Annotated in this window: 19 protein-coding genes and 1 pseudogene; 14 read left to right on the forward strand and 6 right to left on the reverse strand. The window is 68.3% G+C overall.

Translation table 11 applies throughout. The features are described from left to right. The first annotated feature begins 35 nt into the window (after positions 1-35). The 5 genes from ABZX40_RS12440 to ABZX40_RS12460 all read left to right on the forward strand — a co-directional run bounded on the left by ABZX40_RS12440 (position 36) and on the right by ABZX40_RS12460 (position 4674). A complete protein-coding gene (locus tag ABZX40_RS12440) occupies positions 36-380 on the forward strand; it encodes a hypothetical protein (RefSeq protein ID WP_355732284.1) in 345 nt (114 codons plus the stop codon). 14 nt (positions 381-394) lie between these two features. After that, complete coding sequence (locus ABZX40_RS12445) at positions 395-1303, forward strand: hypothetical protein (RefSeq protein ID WP_355732282.1); 909 nt, start codon at positions 395-397, stop codon at positions 1301-1303. A 159-nt stretch (positions 1304-1462) separates the two neighbouring features. After that, positions 1463-1723: a hypothetical protein gene (locus ABZX40_RS12450; RefSeq protein ID WP_355732280.1), complete on the forward strand. Its 261-nt coding sequence runs from the start codon at positions 1463-1465 to the stop codon at positions 1721-1723. 454 nt (positions 1724-2177) lie between these two features. After that, a complete protein-coding gene (locus ABZX40_RS12455; RefSeq protein ID WP_355732279.1) occupies positions 2178-2897 on the forward strand; it encodes a histone-like nucleoid-structuring protein Lsr2 in 720 nt (239 codons plus the stop codon). Positions 2898-3360: 463 nt separating this feature from the next. Next, positions 3361-4674: a DUF3987 domain-containing protein gene (locus ABZX40_RS12460; protein WP_355732277.1), complete on the forward strand. Its 1314-nt coding sequence runs from the start codon at positions 3361-3363 to the stop codon at positions 4672-4674. 67 nt (positions 4675-4741) lie between these two features. Here the strand turns inward: ABZX40_RS12460 and ABZX40_RS12465 are convergent, their stop codons facing one another. Further along, a complete protein-coding gene (locus ABZX40_RS12465) occupies positions 4742-5461 on the reverse strand; it encodes a 5-formyltetrahydrofolate cyclo-ligase (protein WP_355732276.1) in 720 nt (239 codons plus the stop codon). 15 nt (positions 5462-5476) lie between these two features. Next, on the reverse strand, positions 5477-6745 hold the full coding sequence (locus ABZX40_RS12470; RefSeq protein ID WP_355732274.1) for a transcriptional regulator: 1269 nt from the start codon (positions 6743-6745) through the stop codon (positions 5477-5479). A 271-nt stretch (positions 6746-7016) separates the two neighbouring features. On the opposite strand from ABZX40_RS12470, the gene ABZX40_RS12475 reads away from it, so the two are divergent. Continuing rightward, a complete protein-coding gene (locus tag ABZX40_RS12475) occupies positions 7017-7271 on the forward strand; it encodes a hypothetical protein (protein WP_355732272.1) in 255 nt (84 codons plus the stop codon). A 1247-nt stretch (positions 7272-8518) separates the two neighbouring features. Here the strand turns inward: ABZX40_RS12475 and ABZX40_RS12480 are convergent. After that, complete coding sequence (locus ABZX40_RS12480) at positions 8519-10027, reverse strand: carboxylesterase family protein (RefSeq protein ID WP_355732270.1); 1509 nt, start codon at positions 10025-10027, stop codon at positions 8519-8521. Between the two features lie 336 nt (positions 10028-10363). Here ABZX40_RS12480 and ABZX40_RS12485 point away from each other — a divergent pair, with 336 nt between their 5' ends. Both ABZX40_RS12485 and ABZX40_RS12490 read left to right on the forward strand, forming a co-directional pair. After that, positions 10364-11011 (forward strand): TetR/AcrR family transcriptional regulator, encoded by a 648-nt coding sequence (locus tag ABZX40_RS12485; protein WP_355732268.1) that lies wholly within the window; start codon positions 10364-10366, stop codon positions 11009-11011. A gap of 356 nt (positions 11012-11367) precedes the next feature. Next, positions 11368-11568 carry a hypothetical protein gene (locus ABZX40_RS12490; protein ID WP_355732266.1) on the forward strand — a complete coding sequence of 67 codons (201 nt, stop codon included), beginning with the start codon at positions 11368-11370 and terminating at the stop codon, positions 11566-11568. 232 nt (positions 11569-11800) lie between these two features. On the opposite strand, the gene ABZX40_RS12495 is transcribed toward ABZX40_RS12490, so the two are convergent. Together ABZX40_RS12495 and ABZX40_RS12500 are read right to left on the reverse strand one after the other, a co-directional pair. Then, complete coding sequence (locus ABZX40_RS12495) at positions 11801-12004, reverse strand: hypothetical protein (RefSeq protein ID WP_355732264.1); 204 nt, start codon at positions 12002-12004, stop codon at positions 11801-11803. A gap of 105 nt (positions 12005-12109) precedes the next feature. After that, the gene (locus ABZX40_RS12500; protein ID WP_355732262.1) at positions 12110-12385 is read right to left on the reverse strand and encodes a hypothetical protein; all 276 of its coding nucleotides are present in this window, start codon (positions 12383-12385) and stop codon (positions 12110-12112) included. Between the two features lie 273 nt (positions 12386-12658). Between ABZX40_RS12500 and ABZX40_RS12505 the strand changes: the two genes are divergently transcribed. The 6 genes and pseudogenes from ABZX40_RS12505 (at position 12659) to ABZX40_RS12530 (ending at position 20695) form a co-directional block, all read left to right on the forward strand. Continuing rightward, a complete protein-coding gene (locus tag ABZX40_RS12505) occupies positions 12659-13213 on the forward strand; it encodes a hypothetical protein (RefSeq protein ID WP_355732260.1) in 555 nt (184 codons plus the stop codon). 312 nt (positions 13214-13525) lie between these two features. Then, positions 13526-13633, forward strand: a pseudogene (locus tag ABZX40_RS12510) (Rieske 2Fe-2S domain-containing protein); the annotation flags it as partial. Positions 13634-13776: 143 nt separating this feature from the next. After that, positions 13777-14382 carry a hypothetical protein gene (locus ABZX40_RS12515; RefSeq protein WP_356162506.1) on the forward strand — a complete coding sequence of 202 codons (606 nt, stop codon included), beginning with the start codon at positions 13777-13779 and terminating at the stop codon, positions 14380-14382. A gap of 262 nt (positions 14383-14644) precedes the next feature. Continuing rightward, entirely contained in the window at positions 14645-14878 is a 234-nt protein-coding gene (locus ABZX40_RS12520; RefSeq protein WP_355732257.1) for a DUF5988 family protein, read from the forward strand. A gap of 30 nt (positions 14879-14908) precedes the next feature. Then, a complete protein-coding gene (locus ABZX40_RS12525) occupies positions 14909-15409 on the forward strand; it encodes an acyl-CoA thioesterase (protein ID WP_355732255.1) in 501 nt (166 codons plus the stop codon). A 75-nt stretch (positions 15410-15484) separates the two neighbouring features. Next, positions 15485-20695, forward strand: coding sequence for an SDR family NAD(P)-dependent oxidoreductase (locus ABZX40_RS12530; protein ID WP_355732253.1), 5211 nt, complete (start codon positions 15485-15487; stop codon positions 20693-20695). Positions 20696-20836: 141 nt separating this feature from the next. On the opposite strand, the gene ABZX40_RS12535 is transcribed toward ABZX40_RS12530, so the two are convergent. Next, positions 20837-21736, reverse strand: coding sequence for an STM4011 family radical SAM protein (locus ABZX40_RS12535; RefSeq protein WP_355732701.1), 900 nt, complete (start codon positions 21734-21736; stop codon positions 20837-20839). Between the last annotated feature and the right edge of the window lie 23 nt (positions 21737-21759).

Below are 21759 nucleotides of genomic sequence, written 5' to 3' on the forward strand. Positions count from 1 at the left end.
TTTTCACACTGATTAGTTCATTAGGAGGTGTCGCTGTGAGCGACGCAGAACAGATTCCAGAGGCCCGGCCGGCCGAGCCTGCCGATGCTGTCCGGGCCGAGGTGGAACGGGAGTATTCAGGGAGGCTGACGCGGGCTGAACTCAGGGCCTATGCCGCTGAGTCCGGGATCACCGTCCCTGATGGGTATGCCGATTACCTGGACCTGTCGAAGCTGGTCGGTGAGGACGGGAAGCCGTCCGCTGAGGCCATGGGCGAGGCACTGGCGCCGTTCGGCCCCGGCCGGTCCGCGTTCCCTCATCTGGCCGGTGCACAACACAACCGGGGCGGCCTCCCCTTCTCTGAGCGCCGCTCGCTTTCCCTCGATGTCCGCAAGCGATAACTAGGAGTACCTGTATGGCTCTTGCCTACCAGCAGCCCGGAACCGTTCCTTTCATTCCCGAACTCTGGGATTCGGAACTTCTCACCGCCTTCGATCCGCTCCTGGTGTGGGCGTCGCCGCTCGTCGCCAACAACAAGTACGAGGGCGACATTCGGAAGAAGGGGGATGTCGTTCACATCAACAGCCTTCTTCGGCCGACCGTGGGTGACTACAAGTTGCCGGAGGGGATGACGGCCCAGCGGCCGGAGACCGTTGACCAGAAGCTGGTCATCACCGAGGCGAAGTACCTTCAGGTTCTCGTGGAGGATGCGGAACGGGTCCAGCTCGCCGGGACCCTGGATTCCCCGATCAACCAGCAGATGATCCGGGCCCTGGCCCGTGAAGCCGACACGTTCATGGGCGGGATCATCACCGCTGCGGCGACGGCGCTCCCGGCCGTCGTACCGGCTGCCGGAGGCATCCCTCAGAGCCTCTACAGCGCCATCCTGGACATGATGCTGGCCCTGGATGACCACGACATCCCCGTAGGCCGCTACGTGGTCGTCTCACCGCGTGTGAAGCGGTACCTGATCGAGCACCCGGCGGTAGCGAATGCCGCCGCGTACGGGGAGAGCGGCGTCACCGCCAACGGTGTCGTGGCGCGTCTTGCGGGGTTCACGATCCTGACGACCACGGCCATGCCCGCCGGGGTGGACATCGTGGCCGGGCATTCCGAATTCGCCACCTATGCGAGCCAGTTCACCGGATTCAGGGAAGGTCAGTCGGAGAAGTACCGGGCCATGTACTTGGACACGCTCCACCTATTCGGCGCCCGCGTCATCCGCTTCCCTGGCCTGGACACCAAGAAGGCTGATGGCACCTTTGACGAGACCAAGCCCACCAAGGGAATCGTGAAGGCTTCCGTCACCTGGCCCACCGCCTGATTTAGTTGCTTAGACCGGGTCCCGCCACCCTTCCGGCGGGACCCGGTTTCCGTTTGCGTTTCCTTTTCTGGAGGCTCTATGCCGAGAATGCGTGACCCGAACTCCCCTCATTCCCGTTACAAGGGTTTTGATGTCCTGCCGAACGACCACGGTTTGCCCGTGCCCGGTCTGCCCCGGGTGCGGGAATGGTCGGATGCCGAGTGCGAGCAGTGGGAACAGTGGTGGAACAGCCCGCAGGCGGCGCGGTGGGACGAGTCGTACGTGCCGACCGTGGCCGTCATGCTCGCCTACTACGGGAAGATCCTCGACGGGACCGCGACGCGTGATCACCTGACCGAGTACCGGCAGTTGGCCACTTCCCTGGGCCTGACGGCGGACGGCATGAAGCGCCTCGGGTGGGTCTTCGAGGGGGACGAGTGAGCAGGCGCGCGGCCAAGGCCGGGGCGGCTGGCAGACACGACGGCATACACCGGACCGGCCGCGAATGCCCGTGGGTCGAGCCGCAGTGCCCGGAATGCGCATGGGAGTCCGCCGCTCACATCGCGTGGCGAGCGACCGGAAACTCTAAACCGTGGGACGACGAACCGGAACACCGGTCGGAGAAGTGTTTCATGTGCTGCCAGGAAGTGAACCGCTGACATTCTTGGGGATTTGATTGGCGAACGTGATGGAAGGACGGCACCCCCGGTGGGTCCAATCCCTTTGAAATAAAGCATTACCCCCGTCATTTCTATCATTTGAGTAATGCGTCAGTTATGTGTCATTTATCGTCTCGTGATAACGCTTTGGGAGAATAGAAGTCAAGCGGGAAGCCGTTGGAGCGAGGCTCCGGTTAATCGCTGATACTTCTATTCAAACAAAGGGGTGCTGTGTCATGCGTAAAACCGTTCTCGTGCCCGTGGAAAAGGTTCTGTGCGACGCACATTTGGCGCGTGACGGAAGTGAGGCGGAAGCGGCGACGACGCTCACGCTCGGGGCGCACACGTGGGATCTGTGCCGGGAACACGACACGGTGTTCGGCCGGTACCTCACAGACGCACTCGGCACCCCGGGGGCGGTTGAGGCTGTGCCGGTTGCTGAGACTGCCCCGGAGCCGGAGCCGGAGCCGGAGCCGGAAGAGGTTCCGGTGGTCGAGTCCGCTCCTGAGCCTGCCCGGTCCGTGATGATCGCTGGTGAGGTTCCGGGCTATGAGTGGGACGACGCGCGGGAAGCGGTCCGTAATCTGGGCTATGAGGTGGTCGGCAGGGCGGACGACTCAACCGTCCTGCTGATTCTCGGGGAGGGCGGGGACCGGAACACCACCAAACTCAGGGACGCGTCCGAGCTGGGAATCCCTGTCATGGACGTCCGGGCGCCCGGACGGTTCCAGACCGCCGTCCGCAACGGCGAGTTGGTGGGAGGTGATCCGCTTCCGGAGCCTGCCCGAGCGGACCGGTCCGGCATGAGCGAGCGCGAACGCAATCACGCACTGCGCACCTGGGCCAGAGAGAACGGATACGCCGTACCCGCCAAGGGACGCATCCCCATGCACGTCCGCCAGGCCTACGAACTCACCCACCGGGACGCGCCCGAGGGAAAAGCGGCAGCGGCCTGAGTGCCGCACCCACCGTGACGGCCGCAGTCAGCGGCCGTCACCCCCGGCCCACAGACCTCAGCGTCTGGAAGAACGCCACCGGATACGGCGCGGGCAGCAGACCCAGCAGAAGCGACTACTCCCCCGGTAGCTGGGTGTCGTGGGATGCGCCCAGCGGCAGGCGCCGCACGGGAATCGTCAGCGATGACCCGTTCACCCTGGCCACCGTCAAGCGGACCGCTCAGGTCGGAGAGACCAAAGAAGCACGCTGCAAAGCCGTGGTGATCCCGGCGGACGGCGGCGAAACCCTGCCGCTGTGCCCCAGGACCAGAAGACACCCCCAAGCGGTCATCAAGGACGGCGGCCGGTGGCGCCCCGTCCACCCCCACCCCGACCAAACCAACTCCCGGAAAGCGCAGGCAGCATGAACACCCCCGTTCTCCACGGTCCCATCGGGCGCGCGGTCCGCCGCATCACCCCCCACGTGGAAGCAGACCCACTCGGCGTGTACGTGGCGGCCCTGTCGATGTGGTCGGCAGCCATCGGCGGAAGCGTGAAAGTCTCCTCTCGGGGCAGCGCACGCCCCGTACTGCTGTGGTCCGCCCTGGTCGCCGGAACGGGACGGGGCAAGGGAACCGCGCTGCGGGCGGCGCATCACATCCTGGACCGGCCCCTGGGCCGCTTCCTGGCCACCCACACCACCTCCGGCATCACCTCCGGCGCGTCCCTGGTGAATCACCTGTGGGAACAGCAGGAAGCCACCACGGAGACAGAACACGGGCGGGATGTGCGGGCGTTCGTGTGCGAGGAAGAGTGGTCGGAAGTACTCCGCCGGGTGAAGCGCGACGCGTCGTTCACGACCAAGCTGCGCACCGCGTGGGACGGGGCGACCCTGCGCAACACCACCAAGGACGACGCACAGGAAGTACGCGACCCGTCCATGGTCCTGCACTGCCACGTCACCCCCTCCGACTGGACCAAATACGTGGGTGAGTCCGAAGCGGCCGGAGGCTCGTACAACCGCATCCTCCCCTTCCTCCTCGGATCGGTCCCCCTCCTGGACGACGACCGCCTGAGCCTGCCCGAGGTGGACGGGCGCGACCTGTCCGACGCCTACGGATGGGCCACCGCCCGCCCCCGCACCATCACCCTCACCGAGGACGCCCGGCCCCTGTGGCGCATCGTCCGCCGCTACGCCCGCATCCTGGGCGAAACCCTCCCCGAAGCACAGGCCGTGTTCATCGAGCGCACCGCAGAACAGACCCTCCGGGTCGCCGCCTGCCTCGCAGCATCCGAATGCAGCGAACACATCACGGAGGAAACCCTGGCCGCCGCGTTCACCCTGGTACGCCGCTCCGTCCAGGACGCCGTCCGCATCAACCGGGGAGCCACCACCCCCAGACCGGCACGGCAACCCCTCACCCTTGAAGAGAAAGTGCGTGCCCGGATCGCCCTGCACGGCGGACGCGCCACCTCCTCCCAGGTACTCCCGTACGTCGGCGCCACCGCCGCAGAGGTCAAAGCACTCCCCGGCATCACCGTCACTGTGGAACGAGCAGGACGGACCGGCCGACCGGCCACCGTCCTCACCCTCACCGACCACGCAACCCCTCACACAGAGTCGACAGAAACAGCCCCGGACCACACGCCGGCCACCCCGCAGCATGACCGGAATCGCGCCCGGATCGTGAACCTGAACACCTACCGACCCGAAACCCGAAACACCCCCGCCCCGAACCCCGCACCCGAACGGCCAGAACCATCCACAGACCCCAACCCCTTCCGCGCACTCCTCTAACAAACCCTCGAAACAACCCCGGCCACAGAGTCGGGGTTGTTTCGTGCTGTGGAGTTACCGAGTTGGTTCACGGCCGCCGGTTCGCCAGCACGGGGATTTCTGCGATCATTTCCGGATTCAGGGACTCCCAGAGGATTCCTTGGGGCCGCTTATGAGGCGGGCACTCAATTACTCGCTCTGGAGTGACGATAAGATCGACCCGAAAGTCATGGGGAGATTCTGGGATTTCACCATCGACTACTTGCAGATCGTGCACGGTAGTCACGATGAGCACATCTCGCGCAATCAATCCTGCCTCTTGGAGTAGGGCAATCTCGATATCGGCATATCCAGCCCCTTTCCCCAATCTCGCACCCTTGGCATTAACGGCTACACTGCCGCAGACAATTAGATCAACCGGCGGCATTTCTTGCACATCCACCAGCAAAGCGTGCCGCTCCGCCGCCCGCCTTTCTGCGGCCTCTCCGGGAGTAATGGTTAGAACTTCAGGGTCCAGGAAATAGAAGGGCTTGCTTGCGGCAAGTTTTGGCGCAGCCATGTACACCCTCTTTCCTTCCTGTAGCGCCAACTCTCGTACTGGCATCTGAGCCTTGTCTGGAACGGCCTTGATGATCCGGGATTCCTGCCATGCGGGATGCTCGGAGAGGCGAAGAGCAGCGGCAGCGGAGCCAACAAATGAAGGGATTCTCCCAGTCGCGTTGGTCGAAACCGCATTCTCTCTTTCGAGTAGTCTCCACACACGCTCACGGATCTTCTGTTTTTCGCCTCGGATAGCGTCGGCGGTCACTCGGCACTTCCCTTCTCAAGCAGCGATCAGCCCGAAGAGTCGACTATTGAGGCTCTTCACATCTGAGGAATCATTCCAGTTCTGCAATTCCTTCCCCGCCTTGAAGATCAGACTTAGCCCTCCACCTCCACGGTTGCCTTCAACTACCTCAATGGCTCTGTGGACTGCGCCGACTGCTTCGTCAATCTTTCTTTGCCGGATGTGCGCCAAAGCCAGATTACCGAGAACAATCGCCTGAGACTTGGACCCCTGTCGAACTCTGTTGGCCGTTTCCTGCAAAATAGTCTCGGCCCTAGGAGCGTCACCCAGGAAGAGGAAGCATGATCCAGCTAGGCGACCGAACTGCCCTGGGGAAATCAAGGAGAATCCTGCATCATTCTCCCCTGCCCTATCAAAGAATCTTTCTGCGTCCCGGAGCGATTCTTCGCATTCGCTTCGCTGGCGAAGCATCGCGTGAGCCTCGGCGGAATGGAGCAAAGCAAGTCCAGTTAGGGCGCTGCTAGATTTTCTCACCTTGGCCGCTACTTGACGGGTTAATTGAAGCCCTTCGGGCGGATTCTTCTGTCCATAGAGGGCGATAAACGACGTGCGAAGCGTTGCGAGCCCTTCAGCGACAGGATCTCTCAATTCTCGCGCAACGCTGGCAGCTTGATCGAAATATCCGCGTGCTGTGCAGTGGTCGGTTCTGCCTGACGCGTCCCAGACCAATTGCCCCATAAGTGTGGAAGCCTCGGTCACGGCAGCCTGCAAATCGCGGATCACGGGGTGCGGTGCGCTGTGATCGAGCCATTGGACCAGCGTCCCGAGGAGACTTCCAGTTTCGGCGACCAGCACAGTAGAAGGCTCGGTTGCGTACCGTGAGTCCAGAGTTTGGATCTGCTGTCGCAACTTGGCCACGGTGACGAAATCAAGGTTTTCTGACTTCTTCTCCGAGTTCCATTCCTTGTTCTTCGAAATGTCGTCCGAAGCTGGATTAGATTCCCACGACCGCTTGGAAACTCCCAACATCTCCCCAGGGATTCCGAAGCCATCGCATACCCGCTCGATCACTTCTTGTCCGCGAATGCTGCGGACTCCTCGAATGATGTCACTCACGCGGCCACTGGTCATCTTTCCAACTGCCGAAGCAATTACCGCGTAGCTGGAACCAGTGCGCCGGTTGACGAGCCGGAAAATCTCTTGGAAGTCACGTGCCGCACAGGCCCCGCGCATGGCCTCACTATCTAACAATCCATCAGGGATCGTCAGTACGTAGCCTGTGCGACTCGCCATTCGATCGACCATGGGCGCCACCTGGTGAGAAGAAGAGTGATCTCCCCCAGGGTATCCGCGTACACCCCAGCGGGGTTCCCCAAATGGGCTTGCGGGGTTCCCCGTTCGACGTTCCCGGATGCGTTGCAGGCGGTTGAAGCTCTTGAGACGGCAGGAACCCCCGCGACGGGCGAACGTCCGGGGGCGTGGCCACCAACCACCAAGAGGTTGACGACAGTGCACAAAACTACAGCCAGCCATCCGTCAGACCACCAGTGCGCGCCTCGGGGCGGTGGGATGTGACATGAGTGCCGAACTCCCCGAGGGATGGAAGTTCTTCCAGTCGAAGCGGGGCAGCGACGAGCCCCCGCGCTGGTACGCAACGCCCCCGTACAGCGGCAGCGTGTTCGCACTGCGCGAGCGGTACGGCGCCAGCAGGTCAGACCAACCGGCATGGAATCTCGCGCACACCGTGGACGCGCCGACGTGGGAAGAGCTGTGCACCGAGGCGGCGGCGCAAGAGGTGCTGCACCGGAGCCTGGCAGAGGGGGACGCGTGACGACCCCAGCAAGGCGCGTGAACGCCCGTGCGAGCGCGCTGCCGGACCCAGAGCTGGTCAGCCTCGCGGACGGGCCCGTGAGCGGCTGGTGGACGCAGTACGGCGGTCGGCGCGACCCGGCATCCGGCGTGATCGCGTTCCCCCGCTACACGCTCCCGCCGTGCCCCTTTCCCTGCGATCGCTGCAAGGGGGGCCGCGATGCTGCTGCGGGCATCTGACATCCGCAGGCCACGACCGGGACTTGTCGACCCGAACGTCTGCCCCCTCTGCGCCGAGCTGCGCAAGGAACTCTCGTCCGTTCTGACCGCCCGCCATCGGCCAGGGCTCGTGAGAGTCCTGGAGGACATGCGGGCTCACAAGATCTACGGGCACCCGCAGGACACTCGCCCGATCGGGGAGGGGAACCCGTGCTGATCGATGTCCGCACCCCCCAGCCGGGGCCCGTGGGCCCGGACACATGCCAGATCTGCCGACAGCTTCACCAGGCACTCGCCGCTGTCGCGGGGGAAGGCAACACCCTGGGTGTACGCGTGGTTCTCGGTTCCATGGGCTATCACGCCCGTGCGGGCCACCCGAACGATCCGAACACCCAACGGCCTCTCCGGGGGTGGGGGTGACGGTCACCGAACGCATGGTCGGCCAGCGCGTCACGGACGGTCGGCGGGTCGGCATTCTCAAGGAAGTCGACCGGGCATGGACCGATCCGGCCTCTCCCCCGAACGCCCGTCGAACGGCCCCCACGGCGTTCGTGTGGCCCGAGAGCGGCGGGTGCGAGTGGACGGCGGCCCCGGACCGGCTGAACCCCGTATGAGCCACCCAGGCCCCCTGTAGCCGGTCGGAAACAGCCGCCTGCTACAGGGAAGAGAAGACCCCCGTTCATGCGTCCTTCCGTCAGGCATCGGGCGGGGGCTTCTTACGGCTCAGAGCCGGTTGGCCACGTGACCAACGCATGACCAACAGCGGACAGGAGCGGGCAGAAACAGCAGGTCAGCGCGGTGAAACCCGGCACTGCCCAAAACGGCTCTCCGGCAACGTTTCCCCAGGTCAGCTAACTAACGGACTGGTGCCCGAGTGGAGAGTTCAAGTCCCCCCTCGGACACCACCAGGGGTGTTTCACACAAACACCCAGGTCAGGTTCACACAACTCCCAGTACGGATTCGTCCGTGCTGGGAGTTGTTTCGTGTGCTCGGGGTCTTGCTCGGTGGCGGTGCTGCTCCGGGGGCCCGGAGGTTGTTGCTCGGGCTGCTTACGGCTCCTCGGACCAGAGATCGCAGTGGTGGTCCCGGTCGGGCTCGGTGACGAACTGAGGGCCGTCGGCGCGCAGGGCGAGCCGGGTCGGGGCGTCGGACTGCCGGGATGGCCAGGCGGCCTGCTCCGGCGTCGCCGGGTCGCCGGTGTGGACGAACTGTGCCCAGTAGCGGACCATCTGGTCGGCGAGTTCCTGCTGTGCCGGGGTGAGCGGGTCGAAGCCCTCGATGTCGAAGAGGTAGCGCAGTTCGAGGGTGTGTGCCGCGCCGAGCGGGAACGAGGGTTCGGGCATGTCCAGTGGAGCCGGCGCGGTGGTGTCGGCGAACTCGTACTGGTACACCGCTGATCCGGTGGTGCGCAGTGATTCGATCGTTGTCTCGGCGGAGCAGGCGAACATGGCGTCGGTGGTCAGGGCGGCGTAGGCGAGGTTCGGGTCGTCGTCGTACTCGGAGATCGGGTACGCCTGCCGGACGCGGTCCGCGATTGCCGGGTAGGTGGTGGCCAGTCGGCGCGGGTACTCCTCGTCGGTCAGCGGGGGCTGAAGGGCGCTGAAGAAGTTGCCCTCGTCGGTGTTGGTGCCGATCAGCACCGGTCGCTGGTTTCCCGCGCCGTTCGCCAGCGCTTGTGGGGGAGCCTCGGGGAGACCTGGACCGCCTGCGACCGGGCCGTTCGGTGGGTTCGCTGTCTTCTGCAGGGTGCTGACGGGGAGCCCCCGCAGGCATGCGGCGGCGTCCGCGGGATCGGCGCAGCCGGCGGCGACCGCGAACGTCTGGCTGCGCTCCGGGGTGGTGGACAGATTCGATGAACAAGGACCACTTTGGACGATCCCGGCCCGGAAGAGGTCGTCCGAGCCGGGCGCGGCCAACTGGGTGCAGACTCCGTCCCCGCCCGCGGACTCACCGCCGATGGTGACCTTCGCCGGATCGCCTCCGAATTCGGCGATGTTGTCGCGTACCCAACCCAGCGCGGCCTGCTGGTCGAGCATTCCGTAGTTCCCCGTGTTCCCGTCTGCGGCGAGTGCCGGGTCGGCCAGCCAGCCCAGCGCCCCGAGCCGGTAGTTGATCGTGACGACCACCACGTCACCCTGGGTGACCAGGCGCTGCGCGTCGTACAGATCGGCGTTGCCGATCAGGTTGCCGCCGCCGTGGATCCAGACCAGCACCGGCTTTCCGCCTGCGTCCTCGGCCGGAGGCGCCCATACGTTGGCGAACAGACAGTCCTCGCTCTGCGGGAGCGAGGAGACGAACCCCGGCAGGCTCGTCCCGCTCTGCGGGCATTGGGCTCCCGCTCGGGAGCCGTCGCGCGTGCCGTTCCAGGACGGTGCGGGCTCGGGCGGCTGCCACCGAAGCTCGCCGACCGGAGCCGCCGCGTAGGGAATTCCTTTGAACACCCGGTAGTCGGAGTGCACGGTGCCGCGAACCGAGCCGCCGGTCACCGAGACCACCGCGTCGTCATCGCCGGAATCGGAGGATTCCGTCGTGCATCCGGCGAGGGCCAGTGCGAGCACGCTGGCACCTATCAGCGTTGTGGAGCGTCGTGTCAAGGCAGAACACCACCAGTACTTGAAGAGTCCATGGGGCCGCCCTTGAGTAACCCCACACTGAAGTTGTCATGCGTCAACTTATCCGACGAGCGGGCACTTGTCGAAACTCGATCCAGTACCCCTGCGCGGGAGGCGCCTGCTTCCATGCCCGGATGAATGAGCCGTACAGCGCACTCCCGAAGACGCTTCCGCCACGCTGAGCAGGCAGGACGGGTCGACCGGACGGTGTTTCGGACGATGAAGGCAGTCCCTGGGCGATGACCGCCCGAACGTCGTGGTCGGGCGCGTAGGATCCGTGTCATGAGCGAGGTGGAGGCGCGGCGCGGCAGGCCGAGGAAGGATTGCGACCCGGCGCCCGAGGAGCGGGTTCTCGCCCAGGCGCTGCACGCGTTCGCCATCCATGGCTACGAAGGAGTCTCGGTCCGGGAGCTGAACCGCGTGCTAGGGGTGAGTCACAATCTGCTGCACAAGCGATTCGGCTCGAAGGAAGGCATCTGGTACGCGGCTGTGAGCTGGGGATTCGGCCGCGTGGCAGCCGAGCTGACCCAGGCCGACGATGTCACCGCGGACGCCGAGGTCCGTCTGAAGGCCATGATCAGAGCATTGGTGCGCTCCGCCGCGCGCAACCCTGATCTGCCGCGGCTGGTCACCAACGAGGCTGGGCAGGAGAGCGCGCGGCTCGACTACATGCTGGACACCTTCGTACGCCCGAAGCTGAGCATCGTCGTGACGCTGTACGACGAACTGGTGCAGGCCGGGCGCCTGCGCGAGGTGCCTCTGCACACCTTCTTCTACCTGATCAATTTCGGAGGAGGCGCCGCCTTCAGCAACGTCGCCCTGACACGGCGCCTCTTCGGCGATACGCCGTTCGCCGAGGACGAGATCGAGCGGCACGCGCTCGCTGTGGCCGACCTGGTCATCGACGGACTGCGCCACCCCCGGGCGTGACCGGGCGGCCGTGAGCGCATGACGAGGTCGGCGAGGCGCTGACCGCCGTCACTCCGGTGCTGCTCGGGAATCTCCCCGGGCGTCCGGGCGGGCCGCCGCTGGTGAGGGTTTTGAGGCTGGTTTCGCGGTGGCGGGTGCGTTTGCGTGGCCGAGGGAGGCCCTTGGTTCGGCTGATGTTTCTCCGGTGAGGGCGGCCCAGGGGGCGGGGAGGTGGCGTGTGGAGGCGGTTTGTTTTGATCTCGGCGTTGCCGGATTCGATGGCGGCGCGGCGTCCGTAGTCGGCGGCCCAGGTGGTGGTGCCCCAGATGCTGTGCTGGTGGGTCCAGGCCATGCCGTCGGGGCGGAGGGTGACGGTCTTGCCGCAGGCGCAGGGTGTGCCGGGTGTGCCGGGTGTGCCGGGTTGGCAGTGGCTGGTGGGGCGGGTGGGGGGAGCTGTCGAAGGGGTCGGGGGGCTGGTCCGCTCGGGGGTGGAGGACTTCCGCGTGGTGCAGGGCGAGGAGGGCGCGGTGGCGGTCGTGGGCTCGGGCGTGGGCGAGTTGGGACTGGGTGAGAGGTGAGGAGCGGCGGGGCGCGGTGGCGGCGGCCTGTTGGGTGAGGGCGGGTGCGGGGTGGGGGTGTCCGAGGTCCAGTGCGTGGGTGGCGAAGGCCCTGGTGATGATCGTGTGGGTGTGGGGGTCTTCGACTTCGGCGGCGAGGTGGGCGGCGGTGCGGTGGTAGTGCTCAGCCAAGGGATGGGCGTCGTCGTCGGCGCACATGGTGCCCAGGAGGATGGTCGCCGGCGGCGAGGAGTCAGGGGGTGACGTCGTCGGCGAGGTGTGCGGTGAGCGCGGTGCGGGCACGGCCGCCGCCGAAGGCTGCGAGGGAGGTGGCGAAGAACGCGGTCGTGCTCCGCAGTGTCTCCACTTCCGCACGGCCCACCCGGCGTCCGGTCATGGCCCCGGCGCGGCGGGCCGTGGTCCGTGAGAGCAGGTCCTCCCATTCCGGGACGGCCATCGCGGCGGGGCTGTAGACGTCCGCCCCGGGGACGGCGCCGTGGCCGGGGGCGAGTTGGCTGTGCGTGAGCTTGGCCGGACGGTGGACGGGGTCGGCCTTCCAGGATCAGTCCGGTATGCGGGCGGGGGCGCGGGTCAGACCGGCGTCGGCGGCTGCCAGGGGTCTGCCCAGGCGACGGGACGGCGCCTCCAGAAGGTAGACGGGCGCGGGCGGGCGCGGGTGGGTGCCCGAGAGCCGGTGCGTCACCGTCGAGCGATGCACGGTCAGATCGTCACCGTGTTCGGGCGGCATCAGCGACACAGCGTGGGCGAGCTGGGCCGCGGTCCGTGCCGCCTCCTCCGGCAGTTGCGCGAGTGGTGCGGTGGGCTGCTGGGAGGACACCGCTCCCCTTCGTTCTCACCCAGGAGCGGGGTGACCTGGACCCGCCGTGTTCACAAGCGCGCATAGTTGCAGCGCGTGCACCACATCCGCGCGCCGACACCCCTGCACAGAAGGGGACTTCACGGTATGTACTGGATGTGAGGTACCCGCCCGGATCGGGCGCCTACCCCCATGCCGGTGTGCCGCCGGGGCTGCCCGTGTTCACGTAGCGGTCCCCTCCCGGCGGGCACCTCCCCCCATGTCGATCTCCCCTGCAGATAGCGAGCAACACCCATGTCTCCGTCTTCCGTGCCCTGCCCGGCCACCGCCCCAGCGGTGGCGCCACCCGCCGGTCAGATGCTGGAGGCCGAGGAACTGCTGTGGCCCGCCGGGCTCGTCCTGGCCTGCCCTGCCGTACCGGTGGCCGCGAGGGCGCTCAGCTCCGCGGGCTCCGTGGGCCCCGTGGGCTCCGCGGGGTCCGTGGGCCCCGTGGCGGTCGAGGGCGCTGTCCGGCTGCTGGACGAGGGGTCGGGCAGCCGTCTCCGGGCCCGCGCCGCCCGTACCGTCGCCCGTACCGCCGCGCGTGCCGACCGGGCAGGAGAACCCGCCGGCACGAAGGGCTCTGGTGGAGTGGCCGTCGTGGTGGCGGCTCACGAGGCGAGACAGCCGCCGGTCGCGGAGGCAGCCGTGGACTCCCGGGCGCGAAGCACGGGGCCCAGGACGCTGCTGCCGGCCTTCCCGCGATCGTTCTGCGCCGGGGTGGCCGGGGTGATCAGCGTCGCCGAGGCTCTCCGTGAGCAGCGCGCTCGCGGTGGGCGGCGGGTGGCCGTCGGCACCGGTGCGCCCTGAGCACCGGCATGCAGGATGCGAGGCTTCCCCCCTTCCCCGGGCTGTCCCGGAGGCTCGTCAAAGCCCGGCGCAGTGACCGCCGGGCGGTACCGCCTCACCACCGTCACCGGCACGAACAGCTGCCAGGTACCCAGTAAGCACTCGACTGATCTGGAAGGCACGATGTCATCGCTCAATCACCGGGCCGGCAGGGCCCATCAGCCGAGTCGTCCGTACGACAGCGAGCCGGTGCCTCTCCCGTACGCCCACGGCTGGTACATGCTCGCGCCCTCGTCGGAGGTTGCCCCCGGCGCGGTGACGACCAGGCGTCTCATGGGTGAGGACGTCGTCGTCTACCGGACGCGAAGCGGCAGGATCCGGGCGACGCGCCCCCACTGCCCGCACCTGGGCGCACACCTGGGACGGGGGTGTGTCGTGGGGGAGGACATCGTCTGCGCCTTCCACTCCTTCGCCTTCACCCCCGACGGGAGTCTGTCCCGCCCTGCGCCGGGTTACGAGGCGCTGCCCCGGCACGAGCGGCTCACGCTGCTGCCCGTCCAGGAGGTCGACGGGGCCATCGTCGTGTGGAGCGGGCCCGACCGCCCGCCTGGGAGCTTCCCAGCGTGCTCACCCCTGCGCACAGCGCTCCCAGGTACACCGCATTCGAGCTGTCCACCCATCCGCAGGAGATCTGCGAGAACACCGTCGACGTGCGGCATCTGGCGCCGCTGCACCATTTCATCAACCCCAGCCTTCGCGATCCCGTCGCGGACAAGCATGTCTTCTCGCACTGGCTGTGTGCCGGGCGCCGCTATCCCCCTTTCGGTACCCGCATGACCGACGTACGGATCACGCTTCACGGACTCGGCTTCTTCAACGTGAATGTGCAGATTCCGGGCCTGGGACTGACTCTCGACGCCATGTTCTATCCCACTCCCGTGGATCCTTGGCGTGTCCGTATGTACCTGGCCAGCAGCGTCGCTTTCACTCCCCCGGCCGGAAAGCTGCCGCCTCGCATGCTGCTCCAGCTCTCCCAGGCGGCCAATCTGCTGAACCACCGCACGCTCGCCAACGATGCCGCGCGCGACTTCTTCATCTGGGACTCGAAGCGGTACACCGAACCCCCCAGCCTGGCCAAGGGGGACGGCCCCATCGGCACGTTCCGCAAGTGGGCCAAGCAGTTCTACTGATCTGTCCGGAGGAGCAGGTCAGGAACACGTGAGTTCCCGGTGGAGAAGGTCAGTTCCGGGGCGGGACGTCCCGGTTCGGGTCCGGAGGAGCCGACGGCCTTTCCACACCGGGAATTCTCGGCCCTTGCCCGGCCTGGTCCTCTCCATCACCGGTCGCTGGGCCGATGCGCACGGCTCGTGACCGGCCGCAGGAGAGAGTTCCGCCCCTGTCCGTGGGGCGGTGGCCTGACGAAAGATCCATCCCGATCCGAGGAGGAGGGCAATGTCCGCCGATATCGAGGAACCCGCCCAGAGTTTCGTGCTGCTCTCGGGTGGGCCTCCGGAACTTCCACAGGTGTACCGACTGCCACCGGACGTACCGGAAAGCAGCGAGAAGATCGCGGTGGCCTATTACGGGTGCAACGAGCATTTCGAGCGGACCGTCGAAAGCACCTTCACGGAGAAGGGGACCCTGTGCGTCTTCCGGTGGTCCTACAGCACGAAGATCGCGGAGTAGCCGGATGCGAGCCCAATGGAGGGAGCCGGCATGACTGAGAATCACCCGACCCCGAAAGTCGGTGTACTGCTGCCGCCGGACGAGAAGGACGGACTGCGCCGCTACGCCCTGGACCATCTGGTCACCTATGGGGAGACGAGCATGGCGGGTTTCGTCTACTTCTCCCGCCTCATCGACTGGCAGGGAAAGCTGAGGGAGACCGTGGCCGTGGACATGACTCCCGACTACGCGCGCGGTCTGACCGAGGGCCGTCTGATGCTGACGCAGTCCGTGTCCTGCGAGTACGTCTCGGAGATCAAGTTCGGGGAGTCGATCTCGCTGCGGGTGACCGTGCCCATGGTCAGGGGCTTCCGGATGCTGGGCGACTTCACCTTCTACCGCGGCAGCGGAGCCGGGGAGGAACTCGTCGCGCACGGCACGCAGTTGTGGGTGAACGCGGACGCGCACGGTACGCCGTCGCCCTGGCCGGCCGACATGATCACCTTCTCTCGTCTGCTGGGCGCGGACGTATCCGGGGCCACCGCCGAGTAGTCCGCCTCGTCCCCCGCCCCTGCCGGACCCTTCCACCGGACCACCCCTCACTTCCTTTCGTTACAGGAGAGATCCATGTCTGAGTTCGCGGACTCGCGCGTCGCCGTCATCGGTATCGGCTGCCGGTTTCCGGGAGGCGCCGACACCCCGGCCGCGCTGTGGCGGCTGCTGCTCGACGGCCGTGACACCGTCGGCCCGGTCCCCGCGGGGCGGTGGCCCGCCGCCGATCTGATGGCCCATCAACATCCCGATGACGCGCCCCGCTACGGGCGGGGCTGCTTCGTCGAGGGTGACATCTGGGCGTGGGAGCCGACCGCGCTGGCGGTGTCCCCGCAGGAGGGGGCCACCATCGACCCCCAGCACCGCCTCGCCATGGAGGTGGCCCGTGAGGCGGTGGAGCACGCGGGTCTCCCGCCGGACCGGATCCGCGGATCACGTACGGGTGTGTATCTGGGCCTGTACGCGCTGGACTTCCTGATGAGCCAGTCCCGTCCGGTACGGGATCACATCGACGGTCCCGCCATGCTGGGCGGCAATCCCGGCAACGCGCCGGGCCGGATCGCCTTCGCCCTGGATCTGCGGGGCCCCGCCATGGCGGTTGAGACCTTGTGCTCCTCGGGACTGGTGGCCGTGCACACCGCCGCGCGGGCTCTGGCGGCCGGGGAGTGCGACATGGCGCTGGCCGGCGCCTCCATGCTGATGACGTCCCCGGAGTCGATGCACGCGGAGGCACCGTGGCTGACCTCGCGGCAGGGCCGGTGCTTCGCCTTCGACGGGCGGGCGGACGGTTTCGTACGGGGTGAGGGCTGCGGGATGCTGCTCCTCAAGCGGCACCACGACGCTGTCGCCGCGGGGGACCGGATCCTGGCGGTGCTGCGGGGTTCGGCGGTGACCTGCGACGGACAGGCGGAACGGCTCACGGCGCCGTCCGCGCTCATGCAGGAGGCCGCCTCGCGCCTCGCCCTGGAGCGGGCCGGTGTCGATCCTGGCGAGGTGGGGCTGGTCGAGGCCCACGGGGCGGGCACCCTGACCGGCGACCCCGTCGAGTACACCGCCGTCAACTCCGTGTACGGGCGGGGGCGTGACCGGTGCGCGCTGGGGTCGATCAAGACCAACATCGGTCACACCGAGCCCGTCTCGGGGGTCGCGGGCCTGATCAAGGCGGTCTGGGCGGTGCGCACCGGGCAGGTCCCGGCGAATCTGAACTTCCGCGAGTGGAGTCCGCAGATCGCCGTCGACGCCGGTTCGCGGCTGTTCGTGCCGACCGCGACGGTGGAGTGGCCGGTGAGCGGGGGGCCGCGGCTGGCAGCGGTGGCGTCCTCGGGGCTGGCGGGCACCAACGCCCACGTCCTGGTCGAACAGGCCCCCGCGACGCGTGCGTCCGGTGCCCGGCGCCGTGCCCCCCGGAGCGGACGCGGGCGGCAGCGGCTGTTCCTGCTGTCCACGCCGTCGGCCCCGTCGCTGCCCCTGGCCGCGGCGAGGCTGGCGGACCACATCGAGCGGGAATCCCCGCCCCTGCCCGATCTGGCCCACACACTGGCCGCTCGCCGGACCCACACGAGCGAGCGGCTGGCCGTGCAGGCGGGCGACCACGCCCAGCTCACGGCCCGTCTGCGCGCCTTCGCATCCGAGGGGCAAGGACGGGGGGACAGCACCGGCACGGTAACCGGCCGGCCGGTGCTGTCCCCCGACCATCCGGGCCCGGTGTTCGTGTTCACCGGGCAGGGCTCCCAGTCCCCGGGGATGTGCCAGCAACTCCTGGACCATGACGCGGCGTTCACCGCGGCGATCGACGAGGTCGAGCCGCTGATGGCCGCGGAGGCGGGCTTCTCCGTCCGCCGCATGATCGCCCACCCCGGGGAACTGTCCGGGGACGACCGTGTCCAGCCCACCCTGTTCGCCGTCCAGTACGCGCTGGCCGCCATGTGGCGTTCTTTCGGTGTGGAGCCGGCCGCGGTGATCGGGCAGTCGCTGGGGGAGATCACCGCGAGCGTGGTCACCGGTGGGCTGAGCCTTGAGGACGGGATCCTCGTCTCGTGCCGCCGGGCCCGTCTGGCCACCCAGGTCATGGGCGGGGCCATGGCCTCGGTGGTCCTGGGGGCCGGGGACGTACGGGCCGACCTGGACGCCGCGGGCTTCGACAAGGTGGCGATCGCCGTGCTGACCGCGCCGACCACCACCGTCGTCTCCGGCGACCGCGAACAGGTCGAAGCCCTCGTCAAGACCTGGCAGGCCCGCGACATCCCGGCCGGCGTCATCCGCGTCGACTACGCCTCCCACTCCGCGCATGTCGATCCCATCCTCGACTCCATCCGCGACCAGACCAAGACCATCACCCCGCGCACCCCGGCCATCCCCCTGTACGGCACCACGTACGACGACCCGCGCCGCCCGCTGCCCTTCGACGGCGACTACTGGGCGCTGAACCTGCGCGACGCCGTCCGCTTCACCGACGCCTGCACCGCGGCCCTCCAGGACGGGCACCGCCTGTTCATCGAGTGCTCCCCCAACCCGCTGGCCGTGCGCGCGGTCCGCGAGACGGCCGCGCAAGCCCGCATCAGCGACGTCGTCACCCTGGGAAGCCTGCGCCGGGGCACCGACGATGTGGACGCGTTCCTCGCCAATGTCGCCGCCGCCCACTGCGCCGGCGCGGTCATCGACTGGCAGCGCGCCTACCCTGGCAGCCTCGTCGACGCGCCGCCCACCACCTGGCACCGCACCACGATGCGGCCCGCCGAGCCCCATGTCCTGGTCGCCCCCGGCCTGGTGGGGGCCCGCCAGCACAGCCTCCTGGGCGGGCACGTCCACGACCCCGACCGTCCCGGACGCCATCTGTGGCAGACCCCCATCAGCGCGGGCCGTATCCCCTGGCTGGCGGACCACCAGGTCGCGGGGACCCCGGTGATGGCCGGGGCCGGACTGTGCGAGATGGCACTGGCCGCCGCCGGCCAGGTCTGGGACACCGACTGGGTCACCGCCACCGGCGTGGACATCCTCAACCCGCTGATCCTGGACCCCGAACCCGTCGTCACCGTCCGCGCCGAAGAGACCGGCGACACCTTGCGGGTCGAGATCCTCACCCGCCCCGGCGACGGAACCCCGGTCGTCCACGCCCGCGCCACCCTCACCCCCAGCGACGACGCACCCGAGGACGCGGACCCCGGACACGGCCGGGACTGGCCCACCACCTCCGTCACCGGCTTCTACCAGTACGTCCGCGACCACCACCACGTCGTGCACGGACCCGCCTTCAACGCCCTGGAGAGCATCCGCGTCCACCCCCACCGCGACGAGGCCGCCGTCACCCTGCGCATCGCCGACGAAGCCCGCCACTCGGCCTGGATGATGCTGATCCACCCCGCACTCCTCGACGAAGCCGTCCAGGCGGCCATGAGTATCTGGTGCGACCACTACGACCTGGAACCCGGCCCCGCAGTCGTCGCCGGCTTCGGGAAGGTCGAGGTGTTCGGACCCACCGGCCACGCGCGCACCGCCCACCTCACCCTGACCTCCGCCGACCCGCTCGCCTGCACCGCCGACGCACTGCTGACCACCGCCGACGGCACCGTCGTCGCCCGGATCACCGGCCTACGAGTCACCAACATCACCCCGCCCGCGGAACGCTTCGCCCGCCACCTCACCCACATCACCCACACCCACACCCCGGCCCCCGACGCTCCCGCGACCAGCACCGGGACCTGGCTCGTCCTCGCCCCCGCCGAGAGCGGCACCGGCGCCGCCTTGGTCGACGCCCTCACCGCGCGGGGCGCCACCGCCGAGCCCGCCACCCCACCCCACAACCGCACACCCGCCCCGCGATGGTGGGACACGGCCGCGGACCCGCAGCCGCACCACATCGTCCTCACCATCGACACCACCGGCGGCGCCGACCCCTCCACGACAGCCCGCGACAACGTCGCCCGGCTGTGCTCCCTGATCAAGTTCACCGCCGCCCAGCCCCACCCGCCACGCCTGTGGATCACCGCGCACCACCAGGCCCCCGGCAGCCTCACCACCGCCGGTCTGCGCGGCGTCGTACGCACCGCCGCCTACGAACACCCCGAACTGGCCACCAGTCTCCTCACCACCGACACCGCCACCCCCCTGGAGGAGATCGCCCGCGAACTCCTGAGCGAGGACCCCGCCCCGCGCGAAGTCCACCTCACAGCCACCCAGCGGCTCATTGCCCGCCTCGCCCCCGCCCACCCGACTCCGGTTCGCGACATCCCCGAACCCGGCACCACACCGATCCGGCCCGACGGCTCCTACCTCCTCACCGGGGGACTGGGCGGACTGGGCCTGTTCACCCTCCAGTGGCTCGCCGGCCGCGGCGCGGGCCACGTGGTCCTCATCGGCCGCAACGCCCCCACTCCGCACGCCCGGACGGTCATCGCCGCCGCCCAGGCCGAGGGCACACAGGTCAGCATCGTCCAGGGCGACATCGCGGACCGCGCCACCACCGACCAGGCCATCGACGTGGCGACCACCGGTGAACGCCTCCTGCGAGGGGTCCTGCACGCGGCCGGAGTCGTCACCGACGCCACCCTGGCCACCCTCGACGATCACATCATCGACGAGGTGTGGCGCGGCAAAGCCGAAGGAGCCTGGCACCTCCATCAGGCCACCACCGGGCACCCCCTCGACTTCTTCGCCCTCTACTCCTCCATGGCCTCACTGATCGGATCCCCCGGCCAGGCCGCCTACGCCGCCGCCAACGCCTTCCTCGACGACCTCACCGCCCACCGCGCCGCCCACCGTCTGCCCGCCACCAGCGTTAACTGGGGCGCCTGGGCCTCGGCAGGCCGTGGCCGGCACATGGCCGACCACGGCCTCACCCTCATCTCACCCACCGAAGGCACCGACGCCCTCGACCGCATCCTGGCCACCGGCCACCCCCAACTCGCCTACGCCCCACTCAGCCTCGAACGCTGGCTGTCCGACTACCCGGCCACCGCCACCAGCGCCCTGTTCGCCCACGCACTCCGGCCCATCACACCCCCGGCAGCCGAAACCAGCCTCCTCACCGCCCTCGACACCGCCGACGAGGCCACCCGGCGGGACATCCTGCGCACCCACATCACCGACACGGTCCGCACCACCCTCAAAGACCCCGCACTCCACATCACCGCCACCACCTCCCTGGTCACCCTCGGCGTCGACTCCCTGACCGCCACCCAGCTCCGCGCCCGCCTCCAACACTCCCTCGGCATCGCCATCGACCCCGCCGCCCTGTGGGCCAGCCCCACCCCCGCCGGACTCACCGACTGGATCCTCGCCCACCTGTAGCAAGCACCCCGCCCAGCCCAGCCATCGTCACCGGGCCCGGCACCACCGAACACTGCCAAATCTCCGTGCTGAGGTCCGGGCTCGGCCTGTGCTCGCAGCCCTTCGAGCAGGCCATCGACACTGGTCATTCAGATAGGTCATTCAGCTATGTGAATCACCCGCCGGCAGGAACCCCCGAGAATTCGGGGGTTCTTCGCGGTCCCGGTGCGGTATCCGCTCCAGCACACCCCCCGCGAACACGTCGTACAACGGCAGGCTCTCCAGGTGGACGTAGCCGATGTGGCAGTCGCAGGTGGTGAGGGGGCAGGGGCGGGGGCGCAGGGACGGGCGGTAGGAGCCGTCGTAGAGGTTGCCCAGGGGTGTGGGGACGAAATGGCAGCGGCGGACCGTGCCCTCGCCGTCGACGGAGATCACCGACTCGCCGGTGCGGCAGGGCAGGCCCGCGCTGGGGTGCGGGTGGCGGCTGTAGGGGAACAGGGGGTCCAGGGCGGTCCAGTCCGCCGCCTCCGGGTCGGTGTAGGTGTGGCCCTCGGCGGCGTTGATCCAGAGGTAGACCTGGGCCGGGAGGTCGGCGCGCAGGCGGCGGGCCGGTGCCAGGTGCTCGGGGAGGCCGACGACGCCGACGCTGTGGCGGACGCCCAGGCGGGCCAGCTCGTGGCACTTGGCGAGGAAGCGGTCGTACGGGGTCTGGCCGGGGTGGAAGGTGCACCACAGGGCGACGGTGTCCAGGTCCGCTTCGGCGAGCCAGTCGGTGCGGCAGCTGAGGTTGGTCTGGATCGCCACCCGCGCGATGTGCGGGAGGTGGCTCAGCTCCGTCAGGGTCCGGCGGTACCAGGAGCGGACCAGGCCCTCGCCCCAGGGGGTGAACAGGAGGGAGAGGCGGTCCTCGCGCTGGGCCGTCGCCCAGTCGGCGAATCGCTCCAGCGCGGCGCGGTCCGCGGTGAGCTGGGCGCGGCTGTCACGGCGCTTGGCGAAGGGGCAGTACGGGCAGTCGTAGTCGCAGGACGCGAGCGGGCCGCGGTACAGGATCGTCAGGTCCATCGGGGTCACCGTCATCTCACCGT

It is taken from the genome of Streptomyces sp. NPDC004610, assembly GCF_040609715.1.
Taxonomy (GTDB): domain Bacteria; phylum Actinomycetota; class Actinomycetes; order Streptomycetales; family Streptomycetaceae; genus Streptomyces.